This is a genomic window from Vreelandella sp. EE27 (genome assembly GCF_968206495.1).
This window is the reverse complement of record NZ_OZ309109.1, coordinates 3,460,343-3,478,130: the sequence shown is the minus strand read 5'-3', so window position 1 is coordinate 3,478,130 and position 17,788 is coordinate 3,460,343. Positions and strand designations below refer to the sequence as shown.

General features: G+C 59.0%; 17 protein-coding genes. 10 read left to right on the top strand and 7 right to left on the bottom strand.

The annotated features are described in order from the left end of the window. Positions 1-31: 31 nt before the first annotated feature. The 6 genes from nikE to ACWHVV_RS16290 form a co-directional block, all read right to left on the bottom strand. A complete protein-coding gene (nikE, locus tag ACWHVV_RS16315) occupies positions 32-856 on the bottom strand; it encodes a nickel import ATP-binding protein NikE (RefSeq protein ID WP_447927158.1) in 825 nt (274 codons plus the stop codon). Next, positions 853-1,644, bottom strand: coding sequence for an ATP-binding cassette domain-containing protein (locus tag ACWHVV_RS16310; protein WP_447927157.1), 792 nt, complete (start codon positions 1,642-1,644; stop codon positions 853-855). Before ACWHVV_RS16310 ends, nikE begins: the two co-directional genes overlap by 4 nt. Beyond that, complete coding sequence (nikC, locus tag ACWHVV_RS16305; protein WP_447927156.1) at positions 1,641-2,507, bottom strand: nickel ABC transporter permease subunit NikC; 867 nt, start codon at positions 2,505-2,507, stop codon at positions 1,641-1,643. The genes ACWHVV_RS16310 and nikC overlap by 4 nt, the downstream gene beginning before the upstream one ends. Further along, complete coding sequence (nikB, locus tag ACWHVV_RS16300) at positions 2,504-3,448, bottom strand: nickel ABC transporter permease subunit NikB (RefSeq protein ID WP_447927155.1); 945 nt, start codon at positions 3,446-3,448, stop codon at positions 2,504-2,506. Before nikB ends, nikC begins: the two co-directional genes overlap by 4 nt. Beyond that, positions 3,448-5,010 (bottom strand): nickel ABC transporter substrate-binding protein, encoded by a 1,563-nt coding sequence (nikA, locus tag ACWHVV_RS16295; protein ID WP_447927154.1) that lies wholly within the window; start codon positions 5,008-5,010, stop codon positions 3,448-3,450. Before nikA ends, nikB begins: the two co-directional genes overlap by 1 nt. A 182-nt stretch (positions 5,011-5,192) precedes the next feature. Further along, positions 5,193-6,191 (bottom strand): zinc ABC transporter substrate-binding protein, encoded by a 999-nt coding sequence (locus tag ACWHVV_RS16290; protein ID WP_447927153.1) that lies wholly within the window; start codon positions 6,189-6,191, stop codon positions 5,193-5,195. Positions 6,192-6,326: 135 nt separating this feature from the next. Between ACWHVV_RS16290 and ACWHVV_RS16285 the strand changes: the two genes are divergently transcribed. From ACWHVV_RS16285 to ACWHVV_RS16260, 6 genes are all read left to right on the top strand, one after another. Further along, positions 6,327-7,070: a metal ABC transporter ATP-binding protein gene (locus tag ACWHVV_RS16285; protein WP_447927152.1), complete on the top strand. Its 744-nt coding sequence runs from the start codon at positions 6,327-6,329 to the stop codon at positions 7,068-7,070. Continuing rightward, complete coding sequence (locus tag ACWHVV_RS16280) at positions 7,060-7,875, top strand: metal ABC transporter permease (protein WP_447927151.1); 816 nt, start codon at positions 7,060-7,062, stop codon at positions 7,873-7,875. The genes ACWHVV_RS16285 and ACWHVV_RS16280 overlap by 11 nt, the downstream gene beginning before the upstream one ends. A gap of 38 nt (positions 7,876-7,913) precedes the next feature. After that, positions 7,914-8,564: a DUF1826 domain-containing protein gene (locus tag ACWHVV_RS16275; protein ID WP_447927150.1), complete on the top strand. Its 651-nt coding sequence runs from the start codon at positions 7,914-7,916 to the stop codon at positions 8,562-8,564. A 41-nt stretch (positions 8,565-8,605) separates the two neighbouring features. Then, positions 8,606-9,100, top strand: a complete 495-nt coding sequence (gene dksA, locus ACWHVV_RS16270) for an RNA polymerase-binding protein DksA (protein WP_447927149.1) — start codon at positions 8,606-8,608, stop codon at positions 9,098-9,100. Positions 9,101-9,105: 5 nt separating this feature from the next. After that, a complete protein-coding gene (locus ACWHVV_RS16265; RefSeq protein WP_447927148.1) occupies positions 9,106-10,173 on the top strand; it encodes a CobW family GTP-binding protein in 1,068 nt (355 codons plus the stop codon). A gap of 927 nt (positions 10,174-11,100) precedes the next feature. After that, positions 11,101-12,432 (top strand): cytochrome P450, encoded by a 1,332-nt coding sequence (locus ACWHVV_RS16260; protein WP_447927147.1) that lies wholly within the window; start codon positions 11,101-11,103, stop codon positions 12,430-12,432. 100 nt (positions 12,433-12,532) lie between these two features. Here ACWHVV_RS16260 and ACWHVV_RS16255 read toward each other — a convergent pair whose 3' ends face one another. Then, positions 12,533-13,474 carry a LysR family transcriptional regulator gene (locus tag ACWHVV_RS16255; RefSeq protein WP_447927146.1) on the bottom strand — a complete coding sequence of 314 codons (942 nt, stop codon included), beginning with the start codon at positions 13,472-13,474 and terminating at the stop codon, positions 12,533-12,535. Positions 13,475-13,711: 237 nt separating this feature from the next. On the opposite strand from ACWHVV_RS16255, the gene ACWHVV_RS16250 reads away from it, so the two are divergent. Genes ACWHVV_RS16250 through ACWHVV_RS16235 form a run of 4 tightly spaced genes read left to right on the top strand, consistent with a single transcriptional unit; the run spans position 13,712 to position 17,759 of the window. Further along, a complete protein-coding gene (locus ACWHVV_RS16250; protein WP_447927145.1) occupies positions 13,712-14,494 on the top strand; it encodes a fumarylacetoacetate hydrolase family protein in 783 nt (260 codons plus the stop codon). A 16-nt stretch (positions 14,495-14,510) separates the two neighbouring features. Continuing rightward, positions 14,511-15,983 carry an aldehyde dehydrogenase family protein gene (locus ACWHVV_RS16245; protein WP_447927144.1) on the top strand — a complete coding sequence of 491 codons (1,473 nt, stop codon included), beginning with the start codon at positions 14,511-14,513 and terminating at the stop codon, positions 15,981-15,983. A gap of 16 nt (positions 15,984-15,999) precedes the next feature. Continuing rightward, on the top strand, positions 16,000-16,875 hold the full coding sequence (locus ACWHVV_RS16240) for a DODA-type extradiol aromatic ring-opening family dioxygenase (RefSeq protein WP_447927143.1): 876 nt from the start codon (positions 16,000-16,002) through the stop codon (positions 16,873-16,875). Then, positions 16,875-17,759 (top strand): fumarylacetoacetate hydrolase family protein, encoded by an 885-nt coding sequence (locus ACWHVV_RS16235; RefSeq protein WP_447927142.1) that lies wholly within the window; start codon positions 16,875-16,877, stop codon positions 17,757-17,759. The genes ACWHVV_RS16240 and ACWHVV_RS16235 overlap by 1 nt, the downstream gene beginning before the upstream one ends. Positions 17,760-17,788: the final 29 nt, after the last annotated feature.

Here is a 17,788-nt window from a genome sequence, read left to right as displayed (position 1 = left end):
GATCAGTTCCTTTAAAAATGGGGCGTAGCCGTTAAAGGACAGTCGCGGGCGCGAGTCGTTCCCCGGGCGCGGGCGCCTTGGCTGGAAAAGCGGGCAGCACCGCGTCCAAAAGCGCCCGGCCCTCTTGGGAGGCAAGCGCCAGCGGCGCCGTGACGGGGCTCTCTTCCACCACGCGACCGCGCTCCATGACCAGCACCCGCGAGCAGAAGCGCTCGACCAGGCGAAGGTCGTGGGTCACGAACAAAAACGCCACGCCCTGATCGCGCCTTAACGCTTTAAAGAGCTCCAGCATCTGAATTTGCAGGTGTAGATCCAGATTCGACACCGCTTCGTCGAGTACGATCAGCGACGGCCGGGGCGCCAGTGCCCGGGCGATACACACCCGTTGAAGCTGGCCGCCGCTGAGCTCAAAGGGGTAGCGCGTGGCCATGCGCGCCTCGAGGCCGGTAGCGTCCAGAAGCGTTGCCACCCGCGCTGCGCGCTGCGCGCGGGTGAGCCCGGTCAGGTGGACAAGAGGCTCGCTTATGATCTCGAAAACGCTAAGGCGCGGGCTCACCGCCCCCTGCGGGTCCTGAAACACCATCTGCACCTGGCGGCGAAACGCCAGCCGCTGGGCATGCGTCATGGCCGAAAGCGGCTGCCCCTGAAAGGTCACGGCGCCGCGCGCAGGCGTCTCCAATCCGGTCAAAAGCCGCGCCAGCGTACTTTTTCCACAGCCGCTGCGGCCCACCATGCCCACCGTTTCGCCCTGTTCGATGGCCATCGACACCGCCTCGAGCACCGGGGCCGGGCGTTTGCCAAAAAGCGCGCGGCGGGCGTAGGTGTGATCCAGATCCTGGGTGGCCAAAAAGCTCATGGTGCTCCCCCGGAATGCGGGTAGAGCGACAGGTGCGCCTCGACCAGCCGCCGGGTAACGGCGTGGCTTGGGTGGCTGAATATCGTCGCCACCGTCGCGCTTTCGACGATCCGCCCCTGGTCCATGACCAGCACGCGATCGGCCAGGCGCGCGACCACGCCCATGTCGTGGGTCACGAGCAAAAGACCCAGCCCGAAGCGCTCGCGCAGCCTGGCCAGCAGGTCGAGAATCGCGCGCTGGTGAACGCTATCCAGGTCGGTGGTGGGTTCGTCGGCAAAGAGAAACGGCGCCTGGCTTGCCAGCGCCAGCGCGATCATTGCCCGCTGAAGCATCCCGCCGCTCATCTCGAAAGGGTAGTGCTTGAGCAGACGTCGAGGCTCGTCGAGCCCCGCGTCGATCATCGCCTGATGAATACGCGGGGCGCGCTCCTTTTTGATCACGCCCAGCGCTTTTAAGCTCTCCTCGGCGTGGTCCTTGAGCGTGCGCACCGGGTTAAAGGCGCTGCGCGGGTTCTGCATGATCGACGCCACCACCCGGCCCCGCAAAAGCGAGGCCGCGATCGGCGCGCCGTCCAGGGATACCTGGCCGGCGCTTTTCTGCACGCCGCCGGGCAGGGCGTCGAGGGCCGCCGCGCAGGTCAGCGATTTACCCGAGCCGCTGGCGCCCACCAGGGCGACGACCTCGCCGCGATTCAGCGTCAACGAAACGTCGTCCACCAGCCGTTCCTGTTGGGCATCGACGGTCATGTTCGAAAGGCTCAAGGTGCGATGGGGCCGTGGGTCGCTCACAATAGCTGCTCCCGGTGGAGGTGAGGGTCGAGGTGATCGCGCAGGGCATCGCCAAGCAGATTGAAGGCCATCACGCTGATAAACAGCGCAAGCCCGGGCCAGAGCATCAAAAGCGGCTCGGTCCAGACGAACTGGCGCGCATCCGAGAGCATCACGCCCCACTCCGGCGTCGGGGCGGCCACCCCCAGGCCCAAAAACGAAAGGCTTGATACGTGCAGCATGATGTGGCCGATATCCAGCGATGCCAGTACCGCCAGCTGCGAAAACGTGGCCGGCAGCAGGTGGCGCAGGAACACCTGCGTTCGGCTGGCGCCGGCCATGGTGGCGGCGCTGATGAAATCGCGGTGCTTGAGGGAGAGCACGACGGCGCGGACGATGCGCGCGTACCAGGCCCAGTGGGAAAGCGCGATGGCGAGCACCACGTTGGTAAGCCCGGTGCCCAGCACCGCGATCATGAAAAGCGACAGCACGAAGGTGGGAAACGTCAGGAAAATGTCGATCAGACGCATGATTACCTGGTCGGTGCGCCCGCCGATGAAGCCGGCACTGCCGCCGACCCCGATCCCCAGCAGCAGCATCAACGAAAGCGTGATGGCCACCACGCCCAGCGAGACCCGCGTGCCCGCCATCAGTCGGGTGAGAATGTCGCGCCCAAGGTGGTCCGTGCCTAGCCAGTGCGCGGCGCCGGGCGGCGTTAGACGCTCGGCCAGCACCACCGCATTGGGGTCGTAGGGCGAAAGCCAGCCGCCGAATAGCGCAGCGCCGGCCAGTGCCGCCACCAGCAAAAACGCGACCCGTGTGCTCGGGCGTGCCTGGCGCCACCCGCCCTGGCGGCGTGGCGCGGTCGTGGCGGTCGTGTTCATTGCACCCCCTCGCGGGAGACGCGAATGCGCGGGTCTGCCCAGGCGTAAACGATATCGACGATCAAATTGCACACCACAAAGATCGCCACCAGAAGCAGTGTGAAGCACTGAATGACCGGGTAGTCACGGTTGAAGATCGCCGACACCGCGAAGCGGCCAACGCCTGGCCAGCCGAAGATACTTTCGATGATCAACGTGCCGCCGATCAACTCGCCGATATGCATGCCGGAGGCGGTAATGATAGGCAAAAGGGCGTTTCGAAAGACGTGGCGGCGTTCGACATCGCGCTCACCGAGACCGCGCAGGCGGGCGTAACGCGCGTGGCGCTGGCCGGCGACCTCCAGCATGCTGGCGCGCAGCATTCGCGCGTTGATCGAAAGCGACATGAGCGAGACCGCCACCACCGGCATGATCAGGTGCGCGATGCTCCCGTAACCCATGGGCGGCAGCCACCCAAGGGTCACCGAAAACAGCAGCACCAGCAGAAAGCCGAGCCAAAAGTTGGGCATGGAAACGCCGAAAAAGGCGATCAGGCGCACCGCCGCATCCGGCCCGCGGTGATGGTGGCGCGCCGCCCAGCGCCCCAGCGGTATCGAGACGACGAGTGTCAGGACGAAGGCCGCCCCCGCCAGCTGCAGCGTGGCGGGCAGAAAATGAAGAAGATCCGGCAGCACCGGCCGCTGGGTCGCGTAGGAGACGCCAAAATCCAAGCGCAGCGCGCTCGAAAGCCAGTCGAGGTACTGCTTGATCAAAGGCTGATCGAGGCCCAACGCCGCTCGGGCGTGTTCCAGTGCCTCGGCGGTCGGCGGCACCTGGGAAAGTCGCAGGTAGTCCAGCGCCGGGTCCGACGGCCCCAGGCGCAGCAGCAAAAAAATCAGAACCGAGGCGGCCAGCAGCAATAGCGGCAGCAGCAGCAGGCGTTTGGCAATGAACCCCGCCATTAGTCGGCGTGCTCCGGGGTAAAGCGCTCGAAGGGGATCTCGCCCGGCATGGCGCCGAAGTGGATCGCCCCGATAGCCGGGTCCGCCACCGCGAGCACGTTGCTATAGGTCAGCGGCAGATAAATGGCGGACTCGTGCAGGCGGGTCAGCAGCGTCTCGAAGAGCGCCTGGCGGTTTTGTTCATCTGTCGAAACCAGAATCTCTTTGATCAGCGCATCGATTTCCGCCTTGTCCGGCAAGCCCAGCTGCGCCTGGTAGTCGGCGTGGGCGGGCACGCGCATGGCGCTAATGAAGGCGTGCGGGTCGAAGGGCGCCCCCCAGGTGCGGTTGAAAATCATGCCAAAGCGGCCGTCGCGCTGGCGGGCATAGACGCTGCTCTCCTCCTCACCAATCAGGCGGATCTGAATACCCACCTGACCAAGCTCGGCCTGAATGATCTCCGCCATGGATTTCGCCACGGCATCGTTGCCCACGAAGACCAGATCGATGAGCAGCGGCTCACCCTCTTTGGTGCGCACGCCACGATCCATCGTCCAGCCCGCTTCGTCGAGCAGCTCGGCGGCGAGCGCGCGATCGAAGTCATAAGGGGGCAGGTCCACATCGGCGTAGGGCACGCCTGGCGCAAACAGCGAATCCGCAGCGCGCTGGGTGTCGTAGAACACACTCTCCACAATGCCGGCTTTATCCACCGCGTGATTGATCGCCTGGCGTACGGCGCGCTCGCGTGTGGCACCATGCTGGCTATTGAGCGCCAGCATCAGCGTCTCGGCCGGCTCTGAAAGCGCGGTGGTGTAGCGCCCGCTATCGGCCAGGCGCTGAAAAGTGTCCGGCGAAACCGGCCCTTCGGCGCCGTAGATCAAATCGACGCTGCCGGTTTGCAGCGCGATGGCGCGGGTGTTGGGGTCGGGAATCACGCGGACATCGATCTCGTCGAAGCCCGGCGTTTGGCCCCAGTAGTGCTCGTTTTGCGCAAAGCGGTCAAACTCGCCCAGGCGCGTCTCGTCGAGCACCCAGGGGCCCGTGCCGATCGGCGCCAGGACGCCACCTGTGCTGTCATCGAGCTGTGACGGTGCCACGAAGCGAAAAGGGCGGGGCAGGGTAAGATCCTGCAGTGCCGGGTAGTAGGGCTCGGCCAGGGTCAGCTCGACGGTGTCATCATTGAGCGCGCGCACATGCTCGATCTGATTGACGAGCTCGAGCCAGGCGTGGGGGGCCGGATGGGCGAGCACCGCCTCGAAATTGGCCACCACCGCCGCCGCATCGAAGGGCTCGCCATTGGAGAACGTGACGTCGTCGCGCAGCTGAAAGGTGTAGGTGCGCTTGTCCTTGGAGACCTCCCAGGAGCGGGCCAACCAGGGCGCCACCGACCCATCCGATTGATACTTTACCAGCGGCTCGTACACCATGGATTGAGCGAACATCTGATTGGGCGTGTAGCCGTGCGGGTTCAAGGGGCCCACGTTGCTCGGCCATGAGAAATTGAGGCGTGTTTGCGCCTGAGTCTGACCGGTAAGCCCCAGGGTTAAAGAGAGTGCCAACAGGGCACCAAGAGCTGCGCGCACGGCTACCTCGAAAGTCTTGAAGAGTATGATGAATTACCAAAATTATCATACTTGGGCGCCGGGGCGTAGATGGGGGGCGACTCTCTGCCGCCTTGGTGCTTGGCGGCAGCGCTTTAGATAGCCCTCTTCATACAGTGCATTCCCCGCGTGCCGAGTGGGCAGTCGGCACGCAGGTCGAGTGTTTAAAGCGAAGCGCTGCAACGCGTGATTTCCTCGGCTATTTGCTCCAAAAGCGCTGTATAAAGCGTCTCGCCCACCGGCAAGCCGACCCCCAGCGGATCGAGTACGCCGATATACGCCGAGGTGTCGCCGAAGACGTTGTCGACGAGCTGTGCATTGAATTGGGGCTCGCTGAACACGCACTGGATGTTTTCATCGCGCACCAGCGCCTGTAGCGCTTCGATACGCGCCGGGCTCGGCGAGGAGGCGTCGCCGAGGGAAATCGCCCCGGCGGCGGGCACGTCAAACGCCTCCTCGAAGTACTGATAGGCGTCGTGGAAGACGATGTAGCGCGTATCCAGGTGCTCGGCCAGGCGCCCCTCCAGCCTCGCCTGCAGCTCGGTGAGCGCTTCCCGACCGCGTTCGGCGTTTGCCCGGTAGTCGTCGGCGTTGTCCGGGTCGAGCTCGCCAAGCTGCTCGGCGATCACGCTCAGCCATTGACGGGCGTTGGCGGGCGAAAGCCAGGCGTGGGGGTTGGTGCCCTCATGGCTGTGGTCGTGTGCGTGATCATGGGCGTGCTCGTGCTCGTGCTCATGGTCATGGTCATGGTCATGCGTGTGCTGATGATCATGAGCGTGGTCGTGTCCGTCGCTGTCGTCGAGGGCAAAAGTGGCGCCGTCGCGGTACTCGAGCGTGGTGGTGCCGGGGGCGTTCAAGAGCTCGAGGTGATGAGCATCGCTGGCAAGGTTTTCGATCGGCGTGGTGAGCCAGGGCGTCAGGTCGCTGCTCACCCAGACCACCAGATCGGCGTCATCCAGAGTTTGCGCCTCCGAGGGGCGCAGGGAGTAACCGTGGGGCGAGGCGCCGGGCTGGATGAAAAGCGCCGGCGTGCCGTGTTCGCCCATGACCGTGGCGACCAGCGAATTAACCGGAGGAATGTCCACCGCTACGCTTGGGACATCCGCGGCGGCGGCGAGAGGGAAAGCCGCCAAAAGAGACCATGATAGACGCGCTGATTGCATGCTGTGCTCCTGTAAACGCTCGTCGTTGACGAGTGACGCGTGAGTGATGGGTGAGGCATTCATCGATGATGGCAGTCGCCAATATCTGTATTATATGTTATAACATAACAAATACACATAAAGCGATGGTTATCCATGGGATTAGCTCAACACGCACAGAGCGACGCACTCGTGACCGTCTCCCAGCTGAACGTCCGGTTCGGCGGGGAGCTCGTCTTGCAGGATATTGATCTGGCGCTCTATCGACACCAGGTGGTCACGTTGATCGGCCCCAATGGTTCCGGGAAGTCGACCCTGGTCAAGGCGTTGGTGGGAGCGGTGAAGCCCGCCTCGGGTCGGGTAGAGGTGCGCCCGAACCAACGCTTCGGCTATGTGCCGCAGCGGCTTCACCTCGACCCGACACTCCCCATGACGGTCAAGCGCTTCATCGACCTGCCGCGTCGCCATAATCCAGGCGAGGTGGACCAGGCGCTCGAAGAGGCTGGCGCTCGGCATTTATTGAAGGCGTCGATGAGCACGCTCTCCGGCGGGCAGCTTCAACGTGTGCTGCTGGCGCGGGCGTTACTGGTCAAGCCCGACATCCTGATTCTCGATGAGGCCACCCAGGGGCTCGATCAGCGTGGCACGGCCGAGTTCTACCAGCGTATCGAAACCGTGCGGGAGCGCTACAGGTGCGCCGTGCTGATGGTCAGCCACGACCTGAACGTCGTGATGCGCACCGCCGACCACGTGCTGTGTTTGAACCGCACGGTCTGCTGCGAGGGCAAGCCCGAGCGCGTGGCGGTCTCGCCGGACTACCAGGCGCTGTTCGGCGAAGAAACCGCCCGAACGCTTGCGCTTTACCGCCATCATCACGAGGCGCCCGCCCATGCTGGATGACTTCATGGTGCGGGCGACGCTCGCCGGCGCGCTGGTGGCCCTGGCAGCCGCCCCGCTTGGCTGCTTCGTGGTCTGGCGACGCATGGCTTATTTCGGCGATGCCACCGCCCACGCCGCCATCCTCGGCGTAGCGCTGGCGCTTTTGATGAATATCTCGATCTTTGCCGGGGTGCTGGTCGTAGCCCTGCTCATGGCCGGCAGTGTCTCGCTGCTCAGCGGCCGGGGCTACGCCATGGACACGCTGCTCGGCGTCGCCGCCCACTCGGCGCTGGCGCTTGGTCTGGTCGCCGTGTCGTTTCTTTCCGGGGTGCGTATCGACTTGAGCGCTTACCTGTTCGGCGACATTCTCGCCGTGGGCAAGGCCGACCTGTGGGTCATCGGCGGTGGCGCTGCGCTGGTGCTGACTCTTTTATTCTGGCGCTGGCCTTCGCTTTTGATGGCCACCCTGAGCGACGAGCTGGCCCACGCAAGCGGCATCGACCCGCGCCGCGAGCAGCTCGTGCTGACCCTGGCATTGGCCGTGGTGGTGGCCGTGGCGCTGAAGGTGGTGGGCGTTTTGCTGATCACCGCGCTTCTGATCATTCCGGCGGCGGCGGCGCGGCCGTTTTGCCGCACGCCGGAGGCCATGGCGGCTGGCGCTATCGCCGCTGCACTCATCGCGGTGACCGGCGGGCTCAAGGTGGCCTACGTGGCCGACACACCCACCGGCCCGACGATGGTCGCCCTCGCCGCGGTGCTGTTCGTGCTGGCCACGCTTGCAAGCCAGGGCTGGCGCCTCGCTCATCGTTTGAAGGCGCGGTTTTAACACCGCGCTCTCTTTTGTCACCCTCTCGGGAGATTCTCATGACTCCACGACTCGCCTCTGACGTATCCATGCCCGCCCACGCCGCGGCGAATGACGACATCAGCGTGCTGCCGCGCATCTTCGAGGACGCGATCAACATCGCCATTCTCCAGCGGGCGCTGCCAGCGGATATCACCCTCAGCGCCCAGGCGCAGTGCCGGACCGAGCGCGCCTGGCAGTTCAACTGGCTGGGGGCGGTCGATGACGCCTTTGCCGCTGATCTTCGCCGCCACCTGCCCGCCCCGCAAGCGGGGGAGGCGCTGATCGAGGACATCACCACCGTGGCGTCGGCCATCGCCTTTTTGTTCGAGACCGAGACGGTCGGCGTTCGTCTGCGTCTCTTGACCAGCGCCATGTGCCCACGCTTTCACTGCGACAACCTGCCCGTGCGCCTGGTGACGACCTACGTGGGGCCGGGCAGTGAATGGCTGCCGGAGCACGCCATCAATCGAGCCGGCCTGGGGGCGCCGCACCCACAACGTCCGGACATTATCACCGACCCGGGGGCTATCCAGCGGCTTTCGAGCGGCGACATCGCACTGGTCAAGGGCAGCGGCTGGGTCGGGTGCGAAGAGCGCGCCCTGGTGCACCGAAGCCCGGCCCTCGATGGCCAGGAAAAGCGTCTGTTGATGACCATCGACCCAGCCTGATTCAAACCCGGAATGTCATTTTTAAATTTAAAGGGAGCGTCATGAGCGAACCCGTACAGAAGCCGTCTGAAGCCACGGACGGTGCTGCCTCCGAGGCGGTAGAGCCCGGCTCGAAAGCGCCGATCTCCAAGGAAGTCCTGCTGGCTATGCCGGACAGTGACTATATGAACGATCGCCAACGGGCGTTTTTCCGTCAGCGGCTGCTGGATGAACGCCAAGAAATCGAGGCGCGCTTGAAAGAGGTGAAGGAGGCGATTGCTTCCCACGAGCGCGACAGCGACGAGGCCGACCAGGCCTCCTTCGAGGAGGAGCTGCAGCTTTCGCTGCGCCAGGCCGGCCGTGAAAGCCGTCTGGTCACCAACATCGACGCCGCCCTGAAGCGCATCGAAAGCGGCGATTACGGCTATTGTGAGGAGAGCGGCGAACCCATCGGCATTGCCCGGCTGCTGTTCCGGCCCACGGCCCGGCTCTGTATCGAGGCCAAGGAGCGCCAGGAACAACAGGAAAACCACTACCGCAAGACGCGTTGGGAGTAGCCGCCATGACCGCGCCTTCGTGCATCCCCATCAACGTGCTCACCGGTTTTCTGGGTAGCGGGAAGACCACGCTGCTCAACCGCTGGGTGCGGCAATCTTCCATGCGCAATACCCTGGTGGTCATCAACGAGTTCGGCGACATCGGTCTCGATCATCAGCTCATTACCCAAAGCGACGAGCAGGCCGTCGTCGAGATGAGCAGCGGCTGTCTGTGCTGCACGCTGCGCGGTGACTTGAGTCGCACGCTGCGCGAGGCGCTTGATGACCTCGACGCCCAGGGCAAGCCTGCGCCCTTGCGCGTGGTGATCGAAACCACCGGCCTGGCGGTACCGACGTCCATTTTGCAGCTGTTGATGACCGACACTTGGCTGGTGCAGCGCTTCCGGCTCGACAGCGTGGTGTGCTGCGTGGACGCGGTGAATGGTGCGGCGACCCTGGCCGCTCATGATGAGTCGACCCAGCAGGTGGCCGTGGCGGATAAGCTCTTGATCACTAAAACCGATTTGGCTGATGAGGCGGTAGTGTCCACGCTTGCCCACCAGCTTGCGCGGCTCAACCCGACCGCCGAGCAGTGGCAGGTAGTGGACGGCAAGCTCTCGGCGAGCCTGCTGGTGGACGCCGGGCTCTACGCTGATAAAGAAGGCTACCGGGTCGAGCAGTGGCTCAAGGCCGGGCGTTACACGATCGAGCCCGCCGCGGGGCACGCCGGCACTGCTATTTCGTTAAGCCGCCAGCCGTTGTCCGATACCGCCCACCATAACGATTCAATCAAATCTTTCTGCTTCAGCGTGGAGGAGCGCATCCACCCGGACACGCTGGAGAGCTGGCTGGATATTTTGATGTCGCTAATGGGCGAGCGGATGCTGCGCATCAAGGCGGTCGTGCACCTGACCGACCGCGAGGCGCCGCTGGCGATCCACGGCGTCCAGCAGATCTTCCACCCGCCCGCGGAGCTCCCTCTAGCGAGCGTGAGCGATCGGATCTCGCGATTCGTGTTCATTACCCGGGACGTGTCGCCGGAGACGGTGGCCGAGATGTATCACTTCTTCAGCGCCCCGAAAGGGGGCGTCTGAAACGCCTTTCATCGCCGGGCTTGCTTAGTGAAGCGCCTCGCCGCGCGCTCAGGTGCTGGTTGGCGTGGGTGAACACGCTCAGCAGCCCGACCGCCTCCATGAACCTGATCCCCGGGTAGATGACCAAGTGTACCGCGGCGGGCTCGTCCGGCGCTGCCGGCTAGTGTGTCGCCTTTTCTCATGCGTTTCTCTTTTGAAGGACTTTTAGTGGTGAGCACTTTTGGAAAGGCTTTCCTTGAAGTCCTTGAAACCCTGCACGATGTCCTGATTCGATTGAGCCACAGCCGCTACCAAGGCAACCAGGCCACTATCTTCCGGTAGCGGCTTTAGCTCGCCCGTTTTATCGTCTTTTCTTATGCATTTATAGGGCTGACAGTCATAGCTGTAGCAATAATAGCTATACTCTAATGATAATTTAGAACTGCCAGCCAAAGAGTACTGACCGGAATTGCTTCATGATTCTACGGAGCTGCTTTGTCTAAGACTAAAGTTACACCTGAATGCTGTGCTTCGTCTGTGGCTATGGCCACTATCGGGTTGCAATATTTTTTTGGGGAGAGCTTGTTAATTAGTACTATTGATATGTTTCTTTTTTAGTTTTCTCAAGTGATTGTTCATGAAGTAATTGTCGATTTTTCTGAATGGATGAGCTAATTGAAATGTGCGTAAGACACTTCATGCCGCGCCGAGTTACCGATCGGGTTGATTATTTAATTGTCAATATATACGAAAGTATAAGTACATTGTGGTTGTGTTAGCTAAGCTTAGTGCAAGCTTGTTACCTTTTTATATAGAAAATTATTTATAAGCTAAGGCGATAATCCATTCGGAAAGTACAGGTTGTGAGTTGCTGCTTCTTTGATAGGGTGAAAAGCAGGTATAGGCGGCTGGCTTGCTGCTTAACCGTTAATTGGGAGGAAAAACAATATGTCCACAGCTGAGAACCCTGAAGTTAACTCTACCAACTTCTATACGCGGCCACCGGTCGATTTATCGGCAGGAAAGTGCCCATTTAGCGGCGGCGGACTGGGGGATGAGTTCAATCCTTTCGAAGACCCATACCTCACCAATCCATGGCCCATTCTGGAACGAGCACGCAAAAACGAGCCCGTTTTTTATAGCCCGCTTATCGATCATTGGGTAGTGAGCCGCTACGACGATGTTCGCCAGGTGCTTCGAGATACCGAGAGCTTTTCCAACCGTATGACCCAAAGCCCGGTCAAGCCTTGGCCCCAGCGCGCGATCGATATCATCGAGGCCCGTAACTTTCCGCTGGTCCCGAACCTTAACAACAGCGATCCCCCTGTTCACGGCAAGTTGCGTGCGTTCATGCGAGGGGCTTTTACGCCACGTAGATTGCAGTGGCTTGAGCAGCCTACTCGTGATCTCATCAATGAAGCCATCGATGGCCTCAAGGGTAAAAATAGCGCCAATATCGTGGCAGACGTGCTTCACGATACTCCCGCGCGTGTACTTTTCAAGTTATTGGGTATTCCTGATGAGGATATCCCGATGATAAAGCGGTGGTCGGAAGGCCGTGCGCTGTTAACCTGGGGACGCCTCAGTGATGAAGAGATCGTGGAACAAATTCCGTCGTTCTGCGACTATCTTCAATACTGCTTTGATCGGGTCGATGCACTGGAAGCTAATCCAGGCGAGGATTATATTAGTGAGCTGATTCAGCAGTGGCATGCCGAGAAGCCTGAAGGTATCACCAAGCAGAATATCGCTGTCATGCTATTCGGCCTGCTGATGGCAGGACATGACACAACAACCAATCTTTCTGGCAATACGCTGCGCGCGCTGCTCAATCACCGGGACCAGTGGGAAATGTTGTGCCGTGATTCATCCCTGATACCGAATGCAATTGAAGAAGGGCTGCGCTATGAGGGTAGCGTTATCGCTTGGCGCCGGGTGACAACGCGAGACGTGCAAATAGCTGGTACAGATGTTCCGGCCAATTCAATGGTCCTTGTAGTGCTTGGTTCTGCCAATCGTGATAGCTCACACTTTTCGGAGCCGGACAAATTTGATATTTGTCGCTCGAATGCTCGGGAGCATCTCTCGTTCAGTTTTGGCGCACACTTTTGTATGGGGTCACCTCTTGCTCGGCTGGAGATGAAAGTCTATCTCGAAGAATTGACAAGGCGTATGCCTAGCCTTCGAATGTTACCCGATCAAAAGCCCGATTATTTGCCTAATACATCGCATCGGGGTTCGTCGACGCTTTTTGTCGAATGGGACGAGATATTGCCATAACCCGCAATTGATTTACTGATAACTATAGCAGGCGCCTGGTCCTGCTATAGTTTTTTTAATTGATAGTTTGTCGTATTTTTGATTATTCATACGTGGTTGACTAGTAATAAATATCATGTGAATCGTTAATATCTTCGGATTCTACTTGTTTTAACCATTCTTCTGCATAGCTATGGGTGAATTTTACAAAACTCTCGGCGGCGGGTGACAACGCTATCCCTGAACGCGTGAAAATTGCTGTCGTTCGATAAATTTCGGGCTCTATTAAAGGGCGGAATGCTAATCCAAAGCCCTGTGCGAGCGCACGCGTAAAGGCTGGGCAGACGGTAACGCCTCCTTGAGCCTTTAGCATCGATAAGGCGGTGTTGATGCGCTGAACGCTTTGAAGCTTATGAGGATGATTGTTAACTGGAACGTTTCTGAGTACGCGCTCTGAAAAGTTTCTCAAAAAAGTAATTAGCGTATGAGATTGAATATCCTTCCAGGTCAGCCGCGATTTGCTTGCCAAAGGATCGTCTAAACGCAGTGCCGCCCAGAACCGGCTTTTCATTAATACATCAGGATCAAAGTGCGGGTCGTCGTTCGTGTAGGGAGCGATGCCTACATCGATTTCACCGTTGGCCAAGCGGGCAAAAACCTCTTCTATGGGGATATCGAGAAAGCGAACCTCGATGTCCGGGTATGCCTCTCTATAAGCAAGAATCAATTTAGGTGCTAACGTACAAGAGAGTACTTCCGGACAGGCAAAGCGTACGATGCCCCGCCGCATCTCGGTGAGATTTTTGATATTGATCAGCGCATCGTCAAGGTCCGCCAACACGCGCTCGGCCAAAGGAGAAAACGCCTCTCCTATCGTCGTCAGGTTAACCATGCGGGTACTTCGATTAATAAGTCGCACATCCATCTGTGACTCGAGTTCTTTAATAAGTCCGCTTAATGCTGCCTGGGATAGGTGAAGCTGCTTTGCTGCCTGAGTAAAGCTTCCTGCGTTGGCTATCGCACAAAAAGCTCTTAGCTGGCGTAAGGTGACATTGTTTTTCATTTCTTTATAAATTCTCTTGTTGTTTGCTTTTGATGATAAGTGACAGTTTTTGCTTATGCAACAGATTCCAGAGAGAGGGTTTCAGCAAAATTTTTGAATTTCTATGCTGGAGTAACGACCGACCATTTGCTTGATGGAATGGATTGTTAAAAAAAAGTGAATAATCGATAAGAATTTACAGTTTGTGTGATAAGCCAGCGCTCCTTACTTTGTGAATTAAACAAGAAGGAGATGCCTGTGCTTGGAAACGCTGACTATCAAAAGGCTGTCGACATGTTGCTCACCGCGGAGCGGAACTGTTATCCGGCTCCTCGTCTATCCGACATGTTCCCGGATATCAGTATGGACGATGCTTACGCTATTCAGCGCAAGGTCATCGATGCAAAGCTGGCTAATGGCGGTCGCATTCGGGGGCACAAGGTTGGCCTGACCTCTCGCGTGATGCAGGAGAGTGTGGGTATCGATGAGCCCGATTTCGGTCACTTGCTCGATGAATCCATTCTCAGTGCTGAACGCCCCATCCCTACTGATCGTTTTCTTGTACCTCGTATCGAGGTAGAGCTGGCCTTCGTGCTCGGTCGTCCGCTGCGCGGGCCGAACGTTACCCTGGCTGACGTATTAATGGCCACGGATCTCGTCCAACCGGCTTTGGAAATTATCGATAGTCGTACAGAGACGCCTCGTACGGTGTTCGACACTATCGCCGACAACTCTGCCTGCGGCGCCGTCGTGCTGGGAGGACGACCAGTTCCCCCAAGTGATATCGATCTTCGGTGGGTCTCTGCCGTGCTCTATCGAAATTCTGTCATCGAGGATAGTGGCGTTTCTTCGGCCGTACTGGGCCATCCTGGGGCTGGTGTAGCCTGGCTTGCCAACCGTTTGGCGACATTTGATACGGATTTGGAGCCGGGCCACGTCGTGCTTGCAGGATCATTCACCCGTCCTGTTCCTGTCGCTTCAGGTGACATTTTTCACGTGGATTACGGGCAACTGGGCGCCATCGCCCTGGCTTTCTCATAGAACGAGAGGAGTAGTAATGAAACAAGCTATCGAGATCGAAGGCATCCAGGTCTCTCCACACCATTATATTGGTGGGCAAAGAGTGGCTTCGAGTCAGACCTTTACCAACTATTGCCCTATCGATGGGCATGTCATTGGTGAGATTGCCGCGGGACTCCCCGAGCATTGCGAATCTGCAGTAGCTGCCGCCGAGGAGGCCTTTCCGGCCTGGGCCGCTCTTGGCCCCGAGCAGCGCCGTACTTATCTGTATCGTTTTGCAGCTGAGATACGTGTCTGGGGAGATAAGCTGGCCCGGGTAGAGTGTGAGGACAACGGCATGCTATTGGCCCGTTTGCGCGGCCATCAAATCGAACGTTGTGCACAGAATATCGAGTATTTTGCCGATGAAGCGGTTCGTCTGGCTGATACGGCTTTTGATGGTGAAAAGGCGCACCATGACATAAGCCATGAGCCTGCAGGGGTGGCTCTTCTGATCACTCCCTGGAATTCGCCCATGATGCTAACGACCTGGAAGCTGGGCCCGGCATTGGCCGCAGGCAATACCGTAGTGGTCAAGCCACCTGAATGGGCTCCGCTGACCTGTTCCATGTTCGGTGATATCGCTGATGCGGCGGGGCTTCCCAAAGGGGTTCTCAATATCGTTCAGGGAATCGGGGCGGAGACCGGTGCTCAATTGGTATCCGACCCACGCTTGGCCCGTATCTCTTTTACTGGCTCGGTGCCCACAGCCAAGCAGATAGGACAGTCCGCCGCCGCTAACCTGATACCCGCAAGTTTCGAGTTGGGGGGCAAGTCGCCTTTTATCGTACTGGCCAATGCTGATCTGCAAGTGGCGGCAGAAACGGCCGCTTTACAGTATCGCAATGCAGGGCAGGTCTGTCTGGCGGGCACCCGGCTGTTAGTCGATGAATCTGTAGCCGAAGAGTTTCTCGAACAGATGCACGCCACCGTGGAGCGTTTGCGAGTTGGTGATCCAAGGGATCCCGCCACTGAAATCGGTCCCATTATTCACCCGCGCCAATTCACTCAGGTAGAGGGCTTTGTAAAGCGGGCAGTAGCCGACGGCGCCGAGGTTCTATGGGGAGGCGCTGCTCATGAGGCAGGCGATCTGTATTACCAGCCCACCTTGCTGAAAGTCGTCGATCAAGAGGCAGAGATCGTTCAGAACGAAGTGTTTGGGCCGGTGTTGGTCATTCAAACCTTCCGTGACGATGACGAGGCAGTGACGTTAGCCAACGGCACCCGATACGGGCTGGCCGGGGTGGTATTCGGCGAGAATGACCGAGCCAAATCGGTGGCCGACCGGCTTCGAACCGGCATGGTCTGGGTCAATTCCTTTTTTCTGCGTGACTTGAACGCTCCCTTCGGCGGTATTCGCGACTCCGGCATCGGGCGTGAGGGCGGTCAATGGAGCTTTGAATTCTTCTGCGACATCAGAGATGTCATGACATCTCACAAACCATATCGCCCGGTTTTCGCCGGCGGTTAAGAGGAGAGTAAACACTATGGGTAAAATCGTAGGCGCCGCTATCGTTTCTCATCATCCTGGTCTATTCCGTCCCAAGGAAATACGGGTAGAAATGGGTGACGGTCGAGACTCTGACTTACTGGAAGGGTATGAGCGAGTACGGGCGAAGCTGGATGCTACTGCTCCCGACACCCTGGTAATCATCGATAGCCACTGGTTCACCACGGCCAGACATATAGTCGCGGGCGGAAATCACTACAAGGGGATTTATACGTCCAGTGAAATGCCCTGGATTCTAAAGGATATGCCTTATGACTATGCCGGGGCTCCAGCGTTGGCGGCAGAGCTTGGGAAAGTCGCCGAGGAGAAAGGACTCCCTTTTTATAATGCTGATGAAAAGTCTGACACTCCCCGTATCGAACCAGAGTATCCGACGGTCAATCTGCTCGAGCCGTTGTGGCGTGGAGAGCGTGTACTGCGGTTGGGCATTTGTCAGAACGCCAAGCCCCACCACTTCCTTGAAATGGGAGCTGCTTTGGGAGAAGCGGTGCGGCGCAGCGACAGCAATGTGGTGATTCTGGCATCTGGTGCACTCAGTCACCGTATGACCGATTTGGATTTCAAACCTCGTAATCCGCGTTTCTGGCATTCCGACAACATGAGCGATCCTCGCCATGTAGAGCTGGATCACGAAATCATGGCGACATGGGAGCGTGGTGATCACGCAACCGTTATCGACCGTTATCCGGATATGCGCGCTGCCTCGTACGAAGGCTTGGGTGGTCACTATTTGCAGTTGGTCGGTGCTTTGGGGGGACGCGAGTGCCAGGCGCCGGGTAAAGCACTATCTGAGTACGAGAGTGCACTGGGTACGGCTAACGTTCATATCTGGTTCGATTTGGGAGAAGAATAATGAGTGTTCTCGAAGGGCCACGTCGAGAGCTGCGACGTGTGCTACACAACGGAGCTGAGTACTGGGGAACGCCGGTTGAGAAGGGTATCCAGTTGTCCGATGGTCGCACTATCGGGCTGGATCAAGTCACTCATTTACCCCCTTGTCAGCCTAGCAAGATCATCTGCATGCACTTGAACTATGGCTCCCGTTACTATGAGTTACGTGGCAAGCGAGCGGAAAACGGTGGTTACGGAACGCCCAACTATTTCATGAAGCCGCCCACTACTCTGAATGCCCACGGTGGCGAAATCGTTCGCCCGAGCGGCTATCAGTATCTCAACTACGAAGGTGAGATCGGCATGGTCGTCGGTCAGGTCACCCGCAACATTCGTCCCAGTGAAGCCTGGGATCATATTGCCGGCTTTACCTGTGCTCTGGATATGGGGCTACAGGACATGCGCGACACCGATGCCGGCTCAATGTTGAGGGTAAAAGGGCATGACGGCTATTGCCCGGTCGGACCAGGTCTGGTCGCCGGCATCGATATTCGTGAACAGACGCTGCGAACGTATCGCAATGGAAAAGTCGTTCAGCAAGGAGTACTGGCCGAGGAGATGCTCTGGGGCTTTGACTACGTGCTGGCGGACTTGGCTCGCCATATCACCCTGTTACCCGGCGATTTGATTTTGACCGCCACGCCCGCTAACTCGCGACCACTGGAAGTGGGCGATCGAATCGAAGTAGAAGTAACGGGGCTCGGCCGCTTGAGTAACACCGTGGTAGAAGCGCCAGCGCCGCGAGCACAGGTGGGCCATGCACCCAACGACAGTGATGAGGTGCGTCGTGTTTCCTTGGGTAATGACGAGCGACTTCCCGACTCGCTACGGGCGTCGACTCATTGACCCACCTGAATACCGTTGAGCTAAACAGG